At 40.1% G+C, this 15,908-nt stretch carries 12 protein-coding genes and 1 riboswitch; of the genes, 7 read left to right on the top strand and 5 right to left on the bottom strand.

All coding sequences use genetic code 11. The annotated features are described in order from the left end of the window. Nucleotides 1–200 precede the first annotated feature (200 nt). On the bottom strand, nucleotides 201–977 hold the full coding sequence (locus tag V5M37_RS25635) for a M15 family metallopeptidase (protein WP_423799708.1): 777 nt from the start codon (nucleotides 975–977) through the stop codon (nucleotides 201–203). Between the two features lie 231 nt (nucleotides 978–1,208). Continuing rightward, nucleotides 1,209–1,293, top strand: a riboswitch (cyclic di-GMP riboswitch). A gap of 47 nt (nucleotides 1,294–1,340) precedes the next feature. Here V5M37_RS25635 and V5M37_RS25630 point away from each other — a divergent pair. Beyond that, nucleotides 1,341–1,517, top strand: coding sequence for a hypothetical protein (locus V5M37_RS25630; protein ID WP_241114137.1), 177 nt, complete (start codon nucleotides 1,341–1,343; stop codon nucleotides 1,515–1,517). 149 nt (nucleotides 1,518–1,666) lie between these two features. Here the strand turns inward: V5M37_RS25630 and V5M37_RS25625 are convergent, their stop codons facing one another. Next, the gene (locus V5M37_RS25625) at nucleotides 1,667–2,722 is read right to left on the bottom strand and encodes a multicopper oxidase domain-containing protein (protein ID WP_423799707.1); all 1,056 of its coding nucleotides are present in this window, start codon (nucleotides 2,720–2,722) and stop codon (nucleotides 1,667–1,669) included. Nucleotides 2,723–2,941: 219 nt separating this feature from the next. Between V5M37_RS25625 and V5M37_RS25620 the strand changes: the two genes are divergently transcribed. Beyond that, on the top strand, nucleotides 2,942–3,088 hold the full coding sequence (locus V5M37_RS25620) for a hypothetical protein (RefSeq protein ID WP_423799706.1): 147 nt from the start codon (nucleotides 2,942–2,944) through the stop codon (nucleotides 3,086–3,088). A 508-nt stretch (nucleotides 3,089–3,596) separates the two neighbouring features. Then, nucleotides 3,597–4,874, top strand: a complete 1,278-nt coding sequence (locus tag V5M37_RS25615) for a UDP-glucose dehydrogenase family protein (protein WP_423799705.1) — start codon at nucleotides 3,597–3,599, stop codon at nucleotides 4,872–4,874. A gap of 48 nt (nucleotides 4,875–4,922) precedes the next feature. Here the strand turns inward: V5M37_RS25615 and V5M37_RS25610 are convergent, their stop codons facing one another. Both V5M37_RS25610 and V5M37_RS25605 read right to left on the bottom strand, forming a co-directional pair. Next, nucleotides 4,923–5,546, bottom strand: a complete 624-nt coding sequence (locus tag V5M37_RS25610; RefSeq protein WP_423799704.1) for a LysE family translocator — start codon at nucleotides 5,544–5,546, stop codon at nucleotides 4,923–4,925. Nucleotides 5,547–5,688: 142 nt separating this feature from the next. After that, nucleotides 5,689–7,470, bottom strand: coding sequence for a vWA domain-containing protein (locus tag V5M37_RS25605; protein WP_423799703.1), 1,782 nt, complete (start codon nucleotides 7,468–7,470; stop codon nucleotides 5,689–5,691). 455 nt (nucleotides 7,471–7,925) lie between these two features. Between V5M37_RS25605 and V5M37_RS25600 the strand changes: the two genes are divergently transcribed. After that, on the top strand, nucleotides 7,926–8,837 hold the full coding sequence (locus tag V5M37_RS25600) for a CPBP family glutamic-type intramembrane protease (RefSeq protein ID WP_423799702.1): 912 nt from the start codon (nucleotides 7,926–7,928) through the stop codon (nucleotides 8,835–8,837). A gap of 67 nt (nucleotides 8,838–8,904) precedes the next feature. Here the strand turns inward: V5M37_RS25600 and V5M37_RS25595 are convergent, their stop codons facing one another. Continuing rightward, nucleotides 8,905–9,546: a hypothetical protein gene (locus V5M37_RS25595; protein WP_423799701.1), complete on the bottom strand. Its 642-nt coding sequence runs from the start codon at nucleotides 9,544–9,546 to the stop codon at nucleotides 8,905–8,907. A 253-nt stretch (nucleotides 9,547–9,799) separates the two neighbouring features. Here V5M37_RS25595 and V5M37_RS25590 point away from each other — a divergent pair, with 253 nt between their 5' ends. The 3 genes from V5M37_RS25590 (at nucleotide 9,800) to V5M37_RS25580 (ending at nucleotide 15,798) form a co-directional block, all read left to right on the top strand. Then, nucleotides 9,800–12,199 (top strand): immune inhibitor A domain-containing protein, encoded by a 2,400-nt coding sequence (locus V5M37_RS25590; protein ID WP_423799700.1) that lies wholly within the window; start codon nucleotides 9,800–9,802, stop codon nucleotides 12,197–12,199. Nucleotides 12,200–12,452: 253 nt separating this feature from the next. Further along, complete coding sequence (gene galU, locus V5M37_RS25585) at nucleotides 12,453–13,334, top strand: UTP--glucose-1-phosphate uridylyltransferase GalU (protein WP_423799699.1); 882 nt, start codon at nucleotides 12,453–12,455, stop codon at nucleotides 13,332–13,334. Nucleotides 13,335–14,016: 682 nt separating this feature from the next. Next, entirely contained in the window at nucleotides 14,017–15,798 is a 1,782-nt protein-coding gene (locus tag V5M37_RS25580) for an LTA synthase family protein (RefSeq protein WP_423799698.1), read from the top strand. Nucleotides 15,799–15,908: the final 110 nt, after the last annotated feature.

Below are 15,908 nucleotides of genomic sequence, written 5' to 3'. Positions count from 1 at the left end.
GGCCGAATACTTACCAAAATATCTGGTTTACTTTCCAAACTTATTTTTTAGGGGGGATTACCCAAAAAAGCCAGGCGGCGAGCCTGGCTTAGGTAACATATGGGATCTTAATAATACCTTTTTAAAAGTTACTCGCCCAACCCCGTTTCATGAGTCAACCCCCAACCCCAAAATCTATTGTCGGCGGCCCTAGACCTGTATCAATTATTCACCGGTACCGCATCATAATATTCCTCTAGGGTAATCCCATGTTTGGTGATAACCTTGGCGACGGCTCTACCAACATAACGAAGGTGCCATGGTTCGTATTTGTAGCCGGTGATGGATTCTTTTCCTTTCGGGTAGCGGATAATGAAGCCATACTCGTCTGCATGGTTCGCGAGCCACTTGGCCTCCACCGTTCCCGCAAAGCAATCCTCCGCAGGGCACTTTCCGTTCCCGCCTGTCACATCAATGGCAAGACCCGTTTCATGCTCGCTTGTCCCAGGCTCGGCACTATACATTTTCGCTTTTTTAATGCCATCTTGATTGACGTAATAATTGAACAACGCCTTTTGTGCGGTATACGATCGATAGGCCGAAACTCCGGCAAGACTGATGCCCTGTTCTTCGGCTGCGGCAAATAATTTTTCGATAGCCGCAGCCGCTTCCTTTCGCATTTTTTGTTTTTCCGCTTTTTTATTAGAAATATACGGGATGCTTGGATATACTAAATCTTCAGGTTGATAGTTTTCAGGTAAGATATTGTACTGATTTACAAGCACAGGAATACTTTCTGGGTTGAAAACCTCTTGCACCTGCTCCTCACGGTGTTCCGACTTTTTCTTAGAGGCAGCAGGTGAGGAGTTGTTCTTAACATCAGATTCGGTCCGCGTTACACCTTTATCGTCCTGGGAAAAAAAGCTTTTCCCCATGCAGCCGGTTAAAGGGAAGATGAGAAGCATCAAACTAGTTATCACAGAAAATACTTTTACCATCGCAAACTTCCTTTTTAAAAATGAATTTGATAACAGCATGGACACAATAAAGCCACTTTTAAACATGCTTATAAAAATAAGCCCCACTAGCAACGAGGTCCTTTTTCCTATAAACAAACGAATGATCATATTGTCAGTAGACTAACCTTATGTGAATTTTCAAAAAAATTAGTACCCAAGACTCTTTTCATTTTAAAGTAGGTTATTTATGCTGTTTACAAACACATAAATCGTACGAAACGGCAAAGCTATTGAAAAATGGTGACGCAAAGCTATAGGGGCTAATGTTTAACAACGATGCTAGCCAGCTACCGAACACGAATACTCCAGCGGTTTATGTAAGACAAGTGAGGAGGTTTTCATGTGTTAAAGTTATGGCAAAAGGGAAAATACTATTATCATGTCTATCTGTACAGACATAATGAGCTGCTGCAGCAGGATTGTTTATGCGAGAAGCTAAGGTGGAAGTTGAAGATTAAAGCAATCTATCACAATAGCAAAGCGATTGAACTAGGATTTAAACTAAATCCTATAACCTGAAAAATGGTTTCTTTTAAGATAGCAAATCCTTAAGGTGAAATAAGATGAAAAATGTCAGAGGGACAAGGAATCTTTCGACACTTTTTTCGCCACGACAAAAAAGAAATCGGCTGTTCCACAGCCGATTTCTTTTTACATCTATACATATATTAGTGAGACATTACAGCGCTGCCATCATCATGTCCGTCTTTAGTCACCTTCAGAACCGCTACAGCTCCTTTGGTGGCATGGTTGAATTGGTGGGTTACTATTGGATAGCTTCCTTCTTTTGTTACAGTGAACTCAACCACGGCGCCGCCACTTGCTGGCAGAAGCACGGTTTGCATGCCTTTCATGTGGTTGAATGGATTTCCGTCGATATACACATCATCAAAAACAGTTCCGACTACATGGAAGCTAGAAACCTCATTCGGGCCAACGTTGTCGACGTAAAGTCTCACTTTGTCACCAACCTTGGCAAGGAGCGGTTTGTCAACAAGGGAGCCAACGGAACCGTTTGTATTTGGGTCACCGTCTTTAAGGGCCTTGGCGGAAAAGACTACGTATTTAGGAACCCCATTCGTAAAGTCGTCAAGGTTGTTATATTTATACCATTCGTTTTGCACAAGCGCATACTCGCGTGTCACCTGAGTATCAGTAGGATAGCCTTCCTTCGGTTTCACAATAATCATGCCATGCATCCCATTCGCAATATGAGCGAGCACCGGCTTCGTACCGCAGTGGTACATAAATACGCCAGGATTGTCAGCAGGATAGCTGAAGCTGCCGGTATGATCCGGCATGACATTCGCAAAATCAGCGGAAGGTGCCGCATGTACGGCATGGAAGTCCATGCTGTGCGGGATGGATGGATCCATATTCTTTAAGGTAAAATTAATTTTATCTCCTTGATTGACAACAATTACTGGACCAGGCGCTTCACCGTTAAATGTCCAAGCCTTATACATTTCGCCTTTATTGATTTCAATGTCAGTAATTTGAGCGGTCATTTCAATATTGACTTCATGCTCGCTAATTCGTTCCATTTTAAGAGGAGTTGGTTTTTGGTTCAGGCCTTTATGGGGTGCGAATACTTCAACTGCAGCTTCTTTGTCTGTCTGCGCCTCCACCTTTTTTTCCACTGAAAGATCAGTTTTTCCACAAGCACCAAGAATTAAAGCAGATGTGACAACCAGTGTTGCTGCAACCTTTGTAAACTTACCCATTTTACTTCCCTCCATTAATAACTCCTAATTTATTTTTTTGATTAATGATTACACTTTCATTTTACTTTTATTAGAAAAGCTTCTAGTGATGCTGGTCACTCAAAATAGGGGGGTTCTTGAACAATTTGTGAATTGGTGAGCAAAGTAATATTTATATGGTGTAAATACTAATTTCTCAGCTGATAGTGGTAATTCTATTAATAAAAGGAGGCGCTTTTTTTGAAAAACAAAAACGACGAAACAAGCAAAGGTTTGAATCAAATTTTTGAAATTATTAATGCAAAAGGAGATGAAGGGGAACTTCGGGAGATTGTAAAAAATAATCAAGAAGAACAGTCGCCCGAAATACGGTCACAGAAGCAATAAACTCCCTGGAACTAGAAGCTACTTTCTAGTTCCTATTTTTTTGTGCATAACGTGTATAACTTGTGGATAAATCTTTGCCGATTGTGGGTAACTAGTGTATCTTTGTGGGTATTTGACTTTTTAGAAAAATATTTTTTGGGGTCAAAACGTGGATAACCTGTATAAATCTGTTGATAACCATGTGGATACTGTTAAAAACTTGTTTATAAACTATGGATAGCCACAAATCAGCTGTGGATACCTTTATTTTTCCCCTCTTGAAATGCTTGTCTTAAATGGGCGGGAGGTGGCCGAACAGATGGGTGAGTTCTTGCACTTTACAAATGGTGCCCATTTCTCCCCCTTTCTAGGCAGAACAACCTTACTTAAAATCACTTTCTGAATAGATTAATACTAGCTTAATTAGAGGGGAGGACAAGGCTCGCCTGAAGGCTTATTGGAACATCCGAAGAATTAGCCTAGGGGGCCTTATTCAGTCCTTTCGTGAAAAAGGAGGACTACATCCGTTTTGAAAATATTAATCGTCGGAACAGGCTATGTCGGGACGACGACCGGACTTATTTTTTGCGAAATGGGGCATCAAGTAACCGGCCTGGACCTCGATGAACGAAAAATAAACGCGCTGCAAGCGGGTAAACTGTATTTCTACGAGCCTGGCCTTGAGGATTTATTGACCAAGCATGTCAGCGCTCAAAACATCCGCTTTACAACTGACACCGAGAAAGCCGTAAAAGAAAACGATGTTATTTTTATATGTGTCGGCACACCATTGGGAGCCCAGGGAAAAGCAGATCTCACTTTTGTAAAAAATGTTGCAGGGACGATCGGCCACTATATGAACCATTATAAGTTGATTGTGACCAAAAGTACGGTACCCGTGGGCACTGCTGAAAACGTCACCAATTGGATTAAGGAGAAACAGCTAGCCCCCATCCCTTTTGACATCGTATCTAATCCAGAATTCCTGCGTGAGGGTTCTGCCCTTCATGATGCACTTAATCCCGACCGGATCGTTATTGGTGCTTCAAGTGACAAAGCTAGAGCAGTCATGCGTGAACTATACAAGGGCTTTCAATGCCCAATTATTGAAACCAACCCGCAAGCCTCCGAAATGATCAAGTATGCGGCCAATTCCTTCCTTGCCATGAAAATTTCCTTTATTAATGAGTTAGCCCGGGTTTGTGATGCACTAGGGATCAACGTCAATGACATTTCCACAGGGATTGGCCTCGACCACCGGATTGGCCCGCATTTCCTCCGTGCTGGAATGGGCTTCGGCGGCTCCTGCTTCCCCAAGGATGTCAATGCCTTAATCCAAACGTCCAAAGAAACGGGAAGACCGCTTTCGATATTGGAAAAGGTTGTTCAAGTAAACGACGAACAACAGCTTTATTTTATGAAGAAAATCAGGCAGGTGTTGGGCGGAAACTTGGAAAACAAAACAATTGCCGTGCTGGGATTAGCCTTTAAAGCCAATACGGACGATACACGGGAATCGCCAAGTTTGATTTTGATTGAAAAACTGCGCGGGGAACAGGCTACGGTTCAAGTCCATGATCCCGTCGTAAAATCATCGGGATTAATACAGTTTTCGAAGGTGGAGGAAACTGTGAAAGGTGCCGACGCAGTCATTCTTTGCACCGACTGGAACGACTACAAAACCTTAGACTGGGCGGCCCTTAAGCCATTGATGAAACAGCCTATCATCTTTGATGGGAGAAACATGCTCAATAAAACCAAAATCGAGGAACTTGGCTTTCGATACCTGGGAGTCGCTAATCACTAAATCTCCACAACAAAAGGGGACAGCACTCCGATGGGCTGTCTCCCTTTGTTATTTTTGGCTTTGTAAAACCAACTGCAATCCCAGGCCAATATAGATGGTCCCAACCACTTTACCCTGCCAGCGGGCAAATCGGCTGTTCCGATTGGAAAAAAGCCGCTTCCCGACGGAGCTTGTCAAAAAGGCCAAAAGTGTTGTATACAATATGCTCATTAATACGAAGGTGAGGCCGAGAGTCAACAGCTGCAGAACAACCGGCGTTCCGTTGTGATGAACAAATTGCGGAAGAAAGGCCAAAAAGAACAGCGCAGTTTTCGGATTCAACAGTTCAATGAGCAGGGCCTGGCGGAAGGACGTGACCGCCGAGCTTGGTTTAGCAACCGCAACAGCCTCCGTTTGACTTTTTGCTTTTTCTAAAAATGATTTAATCCCAATGAAAATCAAATAAGCAGCCCCTAAATATTTCACGATTTCAAAGGCAAGGGCAGAGGTCATTAAGATGGCCGAAAGTCCAAGCACTGCCGCAATCGTATGGATCAAGTCCCCAACGGCAATCCCCACACCTGTGATGATCCCTGATTTTCGCCCGCCGTTTGCGGTCTGTGTGACGGTTAACAGGACGGCAGGACCGGGAATAAGAAATAGGACAAGCACTACCAAGATAAAGGATAGCAATTTTATCACTCCATGGAAAAATTGTAGTGACGCCATTTTATCATAATATTGAAAATATTATAACGCGTTGAAGTAAAAAAGCATTCGAACGTACCATTAAAAAAACTTCTGCCCGAAAGTCGGCGCCAGGAGTTTAACTTAATTAACTTACATTTTCAATATAAATAGCCTTATGCAATTCAGGTAAATGAATACAAAGCTTGTCATTCCTTCTAAGCCGGTGGCCGGTTTCGGCGTCAATCAACTCGCCGCCCATGTCAATCGTACAACTGGATTTATTGAGGAGAAGCAAAGTATTATCGGTTATCGGCACAAAGGTAATTTGGTCTGTTTCGGAAAATTCCTGATCGAGCAGGAACAGCTGTCGCAAGTGAAATTCCCCTTTAAATGCTTTTAGTTTTTTCACCTTTTGCTCTGTGCTCACTCCCGTTTCTTCATCCTTTATCTCGACCACAATTTGGCCGCTAAAGCCGCGGTTTTCCTTCCTCTTTTTTGCAGCAAAGGAGAAGCCCGGCACCGCCAGCAGAAACACTACAGCTGCTACAATCGCAATGTACAGCCATGGGATCGAATTTTTTGAAGGGGAAGGACTAACATCCCCGGCAACAGGCTCAATGTCTTTACCTCCAGTCGCTGCAATTTCAAAAGTTTGCGGATTGGTCTCACGGAAAAAGCTGTTGCCTTCAGCCCTCACTGTCACTTCATAGCTGGAGGAGTCCCCGGCTTTAAACTCGCCGAAAAACCCTTTGTCCCCAGCCTTTAGAGGGATTTCTTCTGTTTTTCCTGAGGCTGAGTCCTTTACGTAAAGATTGGCCTTTAGCGTTGGATATAGATCCTTATTGACGATTTTCTTGCCGTTATCCTCAAAGAAAGCTTCAATCTTCACGGTGTCGCCCGCTTTAATATTTTTTGCCAGCGGGGCAAGCTTTAGCTGCAGGTCATTGTTAAAGACAAGCTTCACATCCACCTTGTCCTGAGGGAAGCCCTTCAACTTCAATGTCCAATTTCCTTGAACGGGATTAAGCAATTTCAACATTGAATAATTCTTTGACTTCGTTAATGAGATGTTGTCGGAAGGAATGGTGACTTCTTTTCCTGACGGATCGATCAGCTTTAGCTCAACCGGCTTACTAGAAATCAGCGAAATATTGGCCTCCAGGACATTTTCGTACGGAACGGTGAACGGAACATCCTGAAACTCTTCGGTTGCCGTCACATCTTTAACCGGGACCATTTTCAATTTCAAATGGTCAGCAAAGATTTCACTAAGGATGCCTGGCAGGTCAGCGGCATTATTTGTTTCGAAAAATTTCCCGTTCGTGCCGGCAGCAATATTCTGCAGCAGCTGTTTATTCAGCTTGCCATCAGCATTTAAGCCAATGACATATATCGGATAGCCCTTCGCTTTTGCATCTACTACCGACTGGGCGAGCTGCTCATCGGCCTGCTGATTAGTTTTCGGCTTGGTTTTGTCCAAATCATTGTTGCCGTCGGCCAGCACTACGACAAGTGGAATATAGCCAGATTCATGGCCAGTGTCCAAAAATTTCAGGGCCTCAGCAACTCCAACGGAAATATCGGTGTTATTGTATTTACCAAGCGAATCAATAAAACTCTTGATTGCCTGTTTATCCGCTTCCGTTTGGATTTTCGTGAGCTCCTTTTTGCTTTCGACATCATTTCCGTAAGCAATTACCCCGATCTTGTCCCCTTTAATAGAGGACATGTCCACAAACATCTTCATCGCTTCATTAGAAAGACCATTCGGGTCACTAGACAGCATTGACTTGCTGACGTCGACCACCAGCACCCCTTCAATCCGTGAAGAAAGCTCCATCTGGGCGGCAGCCTCAGCTCGGTAACCTCCCGCCGTACTAAGGATGAAGACAAACACAGCAAAAAGGTAAATCCACTTTTTCAACATCTATGTAACCCCCTACTTGTAATCTATTAACAGAAAAGTGTTCAATAAATAAATATGGACTGTTCTTTATATAATACTATTCTACCAACCCTGCCGTATTTTACATAAAATATTTGTCTAAAAAAACAAAAGTATTATCGACAAATTTCGAGTGAGGCATGGGGACGGTTCTCGTGCCTCAAAATGGGGAATTACAAAGGCGTATGGGCGGTTTACGGATAATGGTAAGAATATTTTGATGCTTATCACATAACAATATGTTAAATTATTTCTATTAAACTCAAATTCAAGTAACCATCAAAAAGGGGAAATCGCATGACAAGAACATGGAAGTGGATCATTGGCTGTTTCGTATTCTTGCTTTTATTAAACGGCTTAGGAATCTTGGCTGTACATTTATTAAGTAAGTAAATTTTGAAAATCCCCCAAAAATTAACCTATAGGGAATGACGTTGATGACAACGAATTTAACTAAACCTATTTCAATTAAGCTGTTGATTGGTATGCTAGTAGTGGTCTTTGGAGCTGAAATCCTGCTTTATCTCAACCGCTTCAGCTATCTCGCTGGAACCCTTTATGACGCGGTGATGGTCGCTTCGCTTTTTATCGGCATCAAGTTGCACCGAAGGCTCGCACCTCCGCTGGTGCAGGGCCCAAGTAAAACGAAACGGCAGAAGGTCCTTCAATTTACGGGTGCTTTTTTGATTTTCTTTCTGGGTAGCACAGTCATCAACATCTATTCAAGTATGACCTTCGATGACTTTAACTCTGATTATGACCAATATGTGCAAACTTATACTGACACGCAAACCTACCAAGAAGAAGAGAAGGGAACTACAGCAGCAGCAGAGTCAAAATTTTGGAGTTATATGGATAAAATCGATACAATTGGCGCTGATCTTTATACAGACGCCCTGGCCGGTTTGGAGGAGGTTTGGCGGTTAGCTTACATGATCCTTCTCCTCGCCATCTTCAAAAAGCTTTTTCCAAAACGGTGGGAGAGCGGAACAAGGGATGTCTTCCTATTGGTTGCCCTGTTTTGGACCTCGCTTTTTTTCGGCATCGACCACACACTCGATACCGAGCAGGCATGGACGGTAAAAATAGGGTCCATCGTAACCTTTGCTAACATGGGCTTCCTGTTTGGAATCATCCTGTTATGGACACGAAACCTATGGCTGACCGTGCTGGTTCACTCTCTTTACGATATCACTGCAACCCTGTCATGGTATTACATCGACTATGCTGTCGAACTTTTTGCAGGTGGATTGCTGGTGGTTCACATGATTTTATTCCTACTGGAAAAATCGGCGCAAAAACGCATTCAAACACCGCTAGAACAGACTGAGGCGGCGCAAATAGAATAATAGAAAAGGGCCACAGAATCTGATCTGTGACCTTTTTTGTTGATCGTTATAATAAGATGGAACCGAATCATTCCTCATAAAGATAAGATTTGCCATTTATCCAATATTCAATCGCCTTATTTTCCTGTACATGATATTTTATCTTTTGGCTGTCAAAGGCCTTCAGTAAACTATCCTTAGCCAATTCCTGTTTTACATCAAGCTCGATTAAAAATTTTTGAAGCAGGCCATGATCAATCGTTTTCGTTTCAGCAAGGTACGTGATAATGAAAAGGCGCTGCTCATAAACACTAAGCAGTTCCTGTTTATAATCACGAAAGCCCGAAGGAACCGGCAAATCCTTTAGCATTGTGACCAGATCGTTCTGCTTCGCTTTATCCGCTTGAAGATTGGGCGCTCTATTTTCTAGGCAGTCCTCCAATAATGTTGAACTTTCCCTATGGTACCTTTGCTCTTTTTTTAAAAAGGAGACAATCTTCTCATTTTTTAGACCTGCCAGGTTCATAGTTAGCAAAGAAGAAAACAATATTAGTAGAATAATTCCGAGGGCTGCAAATATCCAGTTTTTATGTGAGTTTGTTTTAGCTGGAATGGGGTTTTCGCTTATCAGTTGGTCCCTGTAAGAACCATTTGCTTTCAGTTCCTCCAGCTCTTGTTTGACTTTTTGTTGGGCTGGAGTCAGCACGATAGCACCCCGATTTCCATTCATAATACTATTATCCTACTACAAAAGTACTGATAAAATCCATTGATTCCCTAAATTGTTTTAATTAAATAATTTTACGAATATAGATATGAAACGGAAACTACATACTTTACGAATTGTTATGGAATTTTTTCCTAGTACTTTTGAATTATTATTATATTAACATTATTTACAATATTCAGACACAATGATAGAATTTCAATCAGACTCTTCTGAAAATATAAAAATAGGAGTCTATTATTAGGGGGGATACATAGTGAAGAAGAACTACGGTCTAAAGGTATTTTCCAGCATCGCAGCGACCACGTTAGCCGCGTCGGCATTATTTGCAGTGCTGTTTGTTGGGACAAAAGCAGCACCCTTTTCAGCCAAGCCAGCATATGCGGCGGAGGTTCAGTCGGCTCCGGTTGACTTGAACATCATTGATCAAGACCGGCTCGCCAAAGCTTTACAGGAGCGGGGGCTGATTTCAAAGGACGCTTCTTCTGAAGAAGTGGTCAAGGCGGTAAAGGACTACATCAAGCAGAAGCAGGGCGAAAAGCCTGGCAAGGCAGACAAAACCTTAACCAAAGAACAGCAGGAAATGGACAAAAAAGCAAAAGACTTTTTAACGAAGCAAAAGGACAAGCTAGCTAAACAGCTTAACAAAGGACACGAAAACTTCAAAAAAGGTAAACCTACTGGCGCAGTTAAAGTAGACTCTGCCAAGCAGGCGGCATATAACGGGGGCGTTCGTGAAGATAAGGTTCTTGTGCTTTTAGTAGAGTATGCTGACTTCAAACACAACAATATTGAGCAAGAACCAGGATATATGTGGTCAGATGATTTCAGCAAAGAGCATTACGAAAAAATGCTGTTTGGGGATGAGGATTTCACCCTATTTAATGGAGATAAGGTAAAAACTTTTAAACAATATTATGAAGAACAATCTGGCGGCAGTTATACAGTGAAAGGAACTGTTACTGATTGGCTGCAAGTACCAGGTAATGCAGCAGATTACGGCAGTGATAACCCTGAAGGCGGTCATGATAATGTCCCTGGAAAAAAAGGTCCGCGCGGACTTGTTAAAGATGCTTTGAATGCAGCGGTAAAATCAGGGGTTAATTTGGCGGAGTTTGACAACTTAGATATCTATGACCTTGATGGTGACGGAAACATAAACGAGCCAGACGGATTGGTTGACCATTTGATGGTTCTGCACGCGGGTGTCGGTCAAGAAGCCGGTGGCGGGGCCCTTGGAGACAGTGCAATTTGGTCACATCGCTGGGTACTAAATGGAGTTTATCCAGTAGCCAATACAGCAGCCTCTGTGGATTATTGGGGCGGCAAAATGGCTGCTTATGATTATACAATTGAGCCTGAAGACGGAGCAGTTGGCGTATTCGCGCACGAATATGGTCATGACTTAGGGGCTCCAGATGAGTATGATACACAATATACCGGCAATGGCGATACGGTTGCACAATGGTCGATCATGAGCGGCGGCAGCTGGAGCGGCCATATTGCCGGAACACAGCCGCCAAGTTTCTCGCCGCAGGTGAAAGAATTCTATCAAAAAACAATCGGCGGAAACTGGGCTAATATTACAGAAGTAAACTATGAAGATATCGATCAAAATGGTCTGGCGACTATTATCGATCAGAGTGTTACTAAATCTAAGAATCCTGGTATTGTAAAAGTAAACCTTCCGAGCAAAAAGGTTCCTGGCATTGCACCTGAATTTGGTGCAAAATACTATTACAGCACAAAAGGTGATGACCTTAATACAGTACTGGAAACCCCGGTATTTGATTTAACAACTGCGACAGCAGCAGATTTCTCTTACAAACAGTATTATAAAGTTGAAACTGATTATGACTACCTATATGTCAATGCTGTAACGGAAGATGGCAAGAGCGTAAGACTTGATACAATTGGTGATCAAAACACTTCAGGTGGTTTTGAGACTTCTCAAGGCAAATGGGAAGATAAATCTCTAGATCTAAGCCAATTGGTCGGTAAAAAAGTGAAACTTGTATTTAATTATGTAACAGATGGAGGTCTTGCTCCAGACGGTTTTGCAATTGATAACCTTCAATTAACAGTTGATGGACAGGTTGCATTCTCTGATGATGCAGAAGGGACTGCAAAAGTAACCTTAAATGGTTTCGAAGTATCAGATGGCTGGATTAGCAAACCTCACTACTACTATCTTGAATGGAGAAACTATGCTGGCTCCGATAAAGCACTAGAATTCTCCCGCGGTGTTAAATATAATACTGGTTTAGTAGTTTGGTATGGTGACGATACATTTACTGATAACTGGGGCGGCGTTCATCCTGGTGAAGGCTTCTTAAGCGTCGTCGATGCCCATCCAGAAGCAATTGTAGGTACCCTGAATGGTCAACCTTCCATCAGTCAAAGTACAAGATACCAAGTGGCGGATGCTGCGTTCTCATTGGATCAGGCACCTGCATGGACGATTGATTCTCCGACCCGCGGTCTTTTTGAATATCCAGGCCTTCCAGGCGTTACAGCATTTGATTCAACAAAAACATATATGAACAATATGATTCCAGATGCTGGAGTAAAAGTTCCGGCACAGTATCCGCTTAAAGTCCAAGTCATTGGCGAAGCGAAGGATAACTCTGCTGGGGCGGTTTGGGTTCATAAATAATAGGTTAAGTGAGACATCGGGCTTTGCTCGGTGTCTTTTTTATGTAAACAAACAGTTATTGATATACTTTATCGTTCACACCAAAGCAGCAGGTACAGACTCATTCACATTCGTAATTTTGTACGTTTATGAATAAAGGGCAAAGGTTGTTTTTGTGCTTTAAGTATTAATTATAAGATATATAATGGAATATATATTAAAAAAGGTAATCTTTTTGACAAGTATTATTTCGAAGGAAAGGTGTGAAATAAATATGCAAAAGGTAAGAAAGGCCATTATACCGGCAGCAGGCCTAGGAACGAGATTTTTGCCAGCAACCAAAGCTATGCCTAAAGAAATGTTACCAATTGTTGATAAGCCAACTATCCAATACATAGTTGAAGAAGCGGTTGCATCCGGCATTGAAGATATTATTATTGTAACCGGTAAAGGTAAGAGGGCAATAGAGGACCACTTTGATTATGCATATGAACTCGAGCAAACTTTACTTAATAAAGGCAAATTAGACTTATTGGACAAAGTTCAAGAACCTTCGAAAATGGTGGATATTCACTACATTAGACAAAAAGAGCCGAAGGGTTTAGGGCATGCAGTCTGGTGTGCAAGAAATTTTATAGGGAATGAGCCTTTCGCAGTGCTGCTTGGAGATGATATTGTTCAAGCTGAAACTCCTTGCTTGAAACAATTAATGCAAGAATATAATAGGACCCATTCATCTGTAATTGGAGTAAAGAGGGTTCTCGATAATGAAACCAACCGTTACGGTATAATTGATCCGATTGAACAGGCAGGGTGTTCATTTCAAGTAAAAAACTTCGTTGAAAAACCGGAACTGGGTACTGCACCTTCCAACTTAGCTATAATAGGAAGATATATTTTTACTCCCGAGATTTTCATGTTCCTTGATAAACAAGAAGTAGGGGCAGGAGGGGAAATTCAGCTTACGGACTCCATTCAAAAACTGAACCAGATACAACGTGTGTTTGCGTATGAATTTGAAGGAAATAGATATGACGTGGGTGAAAAGCTTGGTTTTATTCAAACAACTATAGAATTTGCGCTTCAGAATGAAGATTTAAGGGAAGAGTTGATAAATTTTATTGAACAAAAGCTAAACCAAAAAAACACTTATTAAAGTTTTCCATAAAAAAAAGGAGGTGCCTAAGGTTTTAGGAGCCTCTTTTTTGGATAAAAAGGTTTTATTGTTTTCTACACCATAGATGAGCAACTGTTAACGCTACTATTAAATAAAATCATTAATTTTATGGTGAATTTCCTTTTTAAAATTATATAAACAGATTTTTCTTTGTCAAAAGGACCTTTCTAATGTGCATTAATTCACCAATAAACATATTGGGTGTTGTCGGTATTTTCCAATGTATATTAAGTTGTTTTATTATATATTTAAAACAATATTGTTTTGTTAAAAGGAAAGTAATAAAAAGTCAAAGATAAATTTATAGACAATGCGTTATTTTTAAAGGTGGAATTTTTTATGAAACAGAAAAAAATGAAGTAATTGAACCGGATTTCTATTATGTCATAAAAAAAGTATATGATAAAGTTCAGACTGAAGAGAATATTACATTAAATAGAATAATTGATGAGTTAAAAAAGGACTTGTGTACTTTGATAAAAAAACATTTTTTATGAATTGGTGATAAATCATCTAACTAATTAAATTAAAATTGTTTACAATAAGTATAAATCAATTAGACTAGGTACTGTTAGTTAAAAACTTCTATTTAATAATAAATTTAACAATTTAATTCTTTAATAGTTTATCTTATACAACATGAAATGCGGGGGAAAGGGTTTTGAAATTTATAAAATTTTTATATTCATTATCAATTTCTTTTTTTATTTGTTTTATACTTAACATAATATTAACGTGGATTGCTATACCGTATGACAATAAAATGACTCTGGATTATCTTAAACATCGTCCTTTTTGGTCAGGAACCTTAGTTTTGTTCCTTTTATTTAATGTTTTCTTCTTTTTAAGAAAGAAAATTTATCTAATTATCTCTACTTTTATATTTGTATTATCAGTTGGTATCAGTTATATAAGTTCCATTAAAATGGACAAGCGAAGTGATCCATTAATTCCACAGGATATTTATTTAATTAAAGAATCCTGGAATATGGCAGCAAAATATGTTGATACTACGCAAATTCTCTTATTTGTTATTGGGGGAATTTTTCTTTTATTAATCTTTTTTATATTTTTAAAAATTAAATGGAAGTCATCAGTGGCATTTGGTTTGAGATTAATTATTTCAATTATATGTGTCTCTTCGTTATTTATTTTAAGTAATATTAATGATGATGAAACTTGGAATAAATTTGGAGTATCAAATAAAATAAGGACTCCATTCCATAATTTACAATCAAACGGGTTTGTTATGGGGAATTTCCTTCAACTAACAATGATGCATCAGCAGAAACCCAAAGATTATTCAAAAGAAAATACTGAAGAACTAATTACTTATTATCAAAAAAAACAAAATAGTCTTGTTTCAAGGTCCAATACCAACCAGATTAAACCAAATATAATAGTTCTTCAATTAGAGGCTTTTTTTGATCCAACGACACTTCCAAATGTGAATTTCAGTGAGGACCCTATTCCGTTTTTTCATTCACTTCAAAACCGTTTTACTTCCGGAAAATTAGGGGTAAATGTATTTGGGGCAGGTACAGCAAATACAGAATTTGAGGTATTGACTAGTATGAGCCTTCAACTATTCCCATACGAAACACACCCATTTACCTCCCATGTGAATCAACCCATGGATTCTGTTGCTCACCAATTGAAAAAATATGGCTATACAACAAGTGGTTTGCATAACAATGTGGGCTGGTTTTATAAGAGGGAAGATGTTTATCCTCGATTGGGAATTGATTATGCGATGTTTTCAGATAAAATGAAGAACGCAGAGTTCGTTTACGATGTTCCTGGCGTTCCAAAAGATTACGTGTTATTTGATAAAATTATACAAAGAACTCAAGAAACCAAGGGAAAGGATTTTGTACTTGGTATTACCATGGAGCTGCATGGTCCGTATGCTTTATGGTATGGGCACGATATAAAAGCGACAAGTAACGTCTTGCCCCAAGAGCATGTTGATATTTTAGAGGAATATGCCTATAAGATAAATGAAGTAGATAAGGCTTTAAATAAATTAATTAATTTCTACGAAAATAGCAAAGAGCCTACGATGATAGTCATGTATGGAGATCATCTTCCATGGCTGGGGGATGATAGAATAGTCTATTATGAAACAGGATATGATGACAAATCTGAAAGCATTGAAAATCATGATAGAATGTATTCTACACCATTTTTAATTTGGGATAACTATAGAAATAAAGGTAAAGAAAATATAAACTTGGGTTCATCATTTCTAATGCCTTATGTTTTAGAAGAAAATGGAATTAAAGGAAATGGCCTGCATTCATTTTTACAAGATAAAATGAATGATGGAATATACCAATTGCCTCCTGTAAACTATCAGCAACAGGCAGGGTGGACAAAAACTGCTCTCCAACAGTACCAATATTTGCAATATTATTACCTGAACGAACAGCCATCAAAATAAAAAGGAACGATTCTTTCCTTTTTATGTGCAAGTGGTAAAACCTTGTAGTCAATCACTTAATAGAACATGAACGGTTTAATAATGGGAAACCTCAAAAGGGGTTTCCCTTC

Source organism: Neobacillus sp. SAB-20_R2A, assembly GCF_049568635.1.
Classification (GTDB): Bacteria; Bacillota; Bacilli; order Bacillales; family Cytobacillaceae; genus Neobacillus; species Neobacillus citreus.
This window is presented reverse-complemented; position numbering and strand designations above follow the sequence as displayed.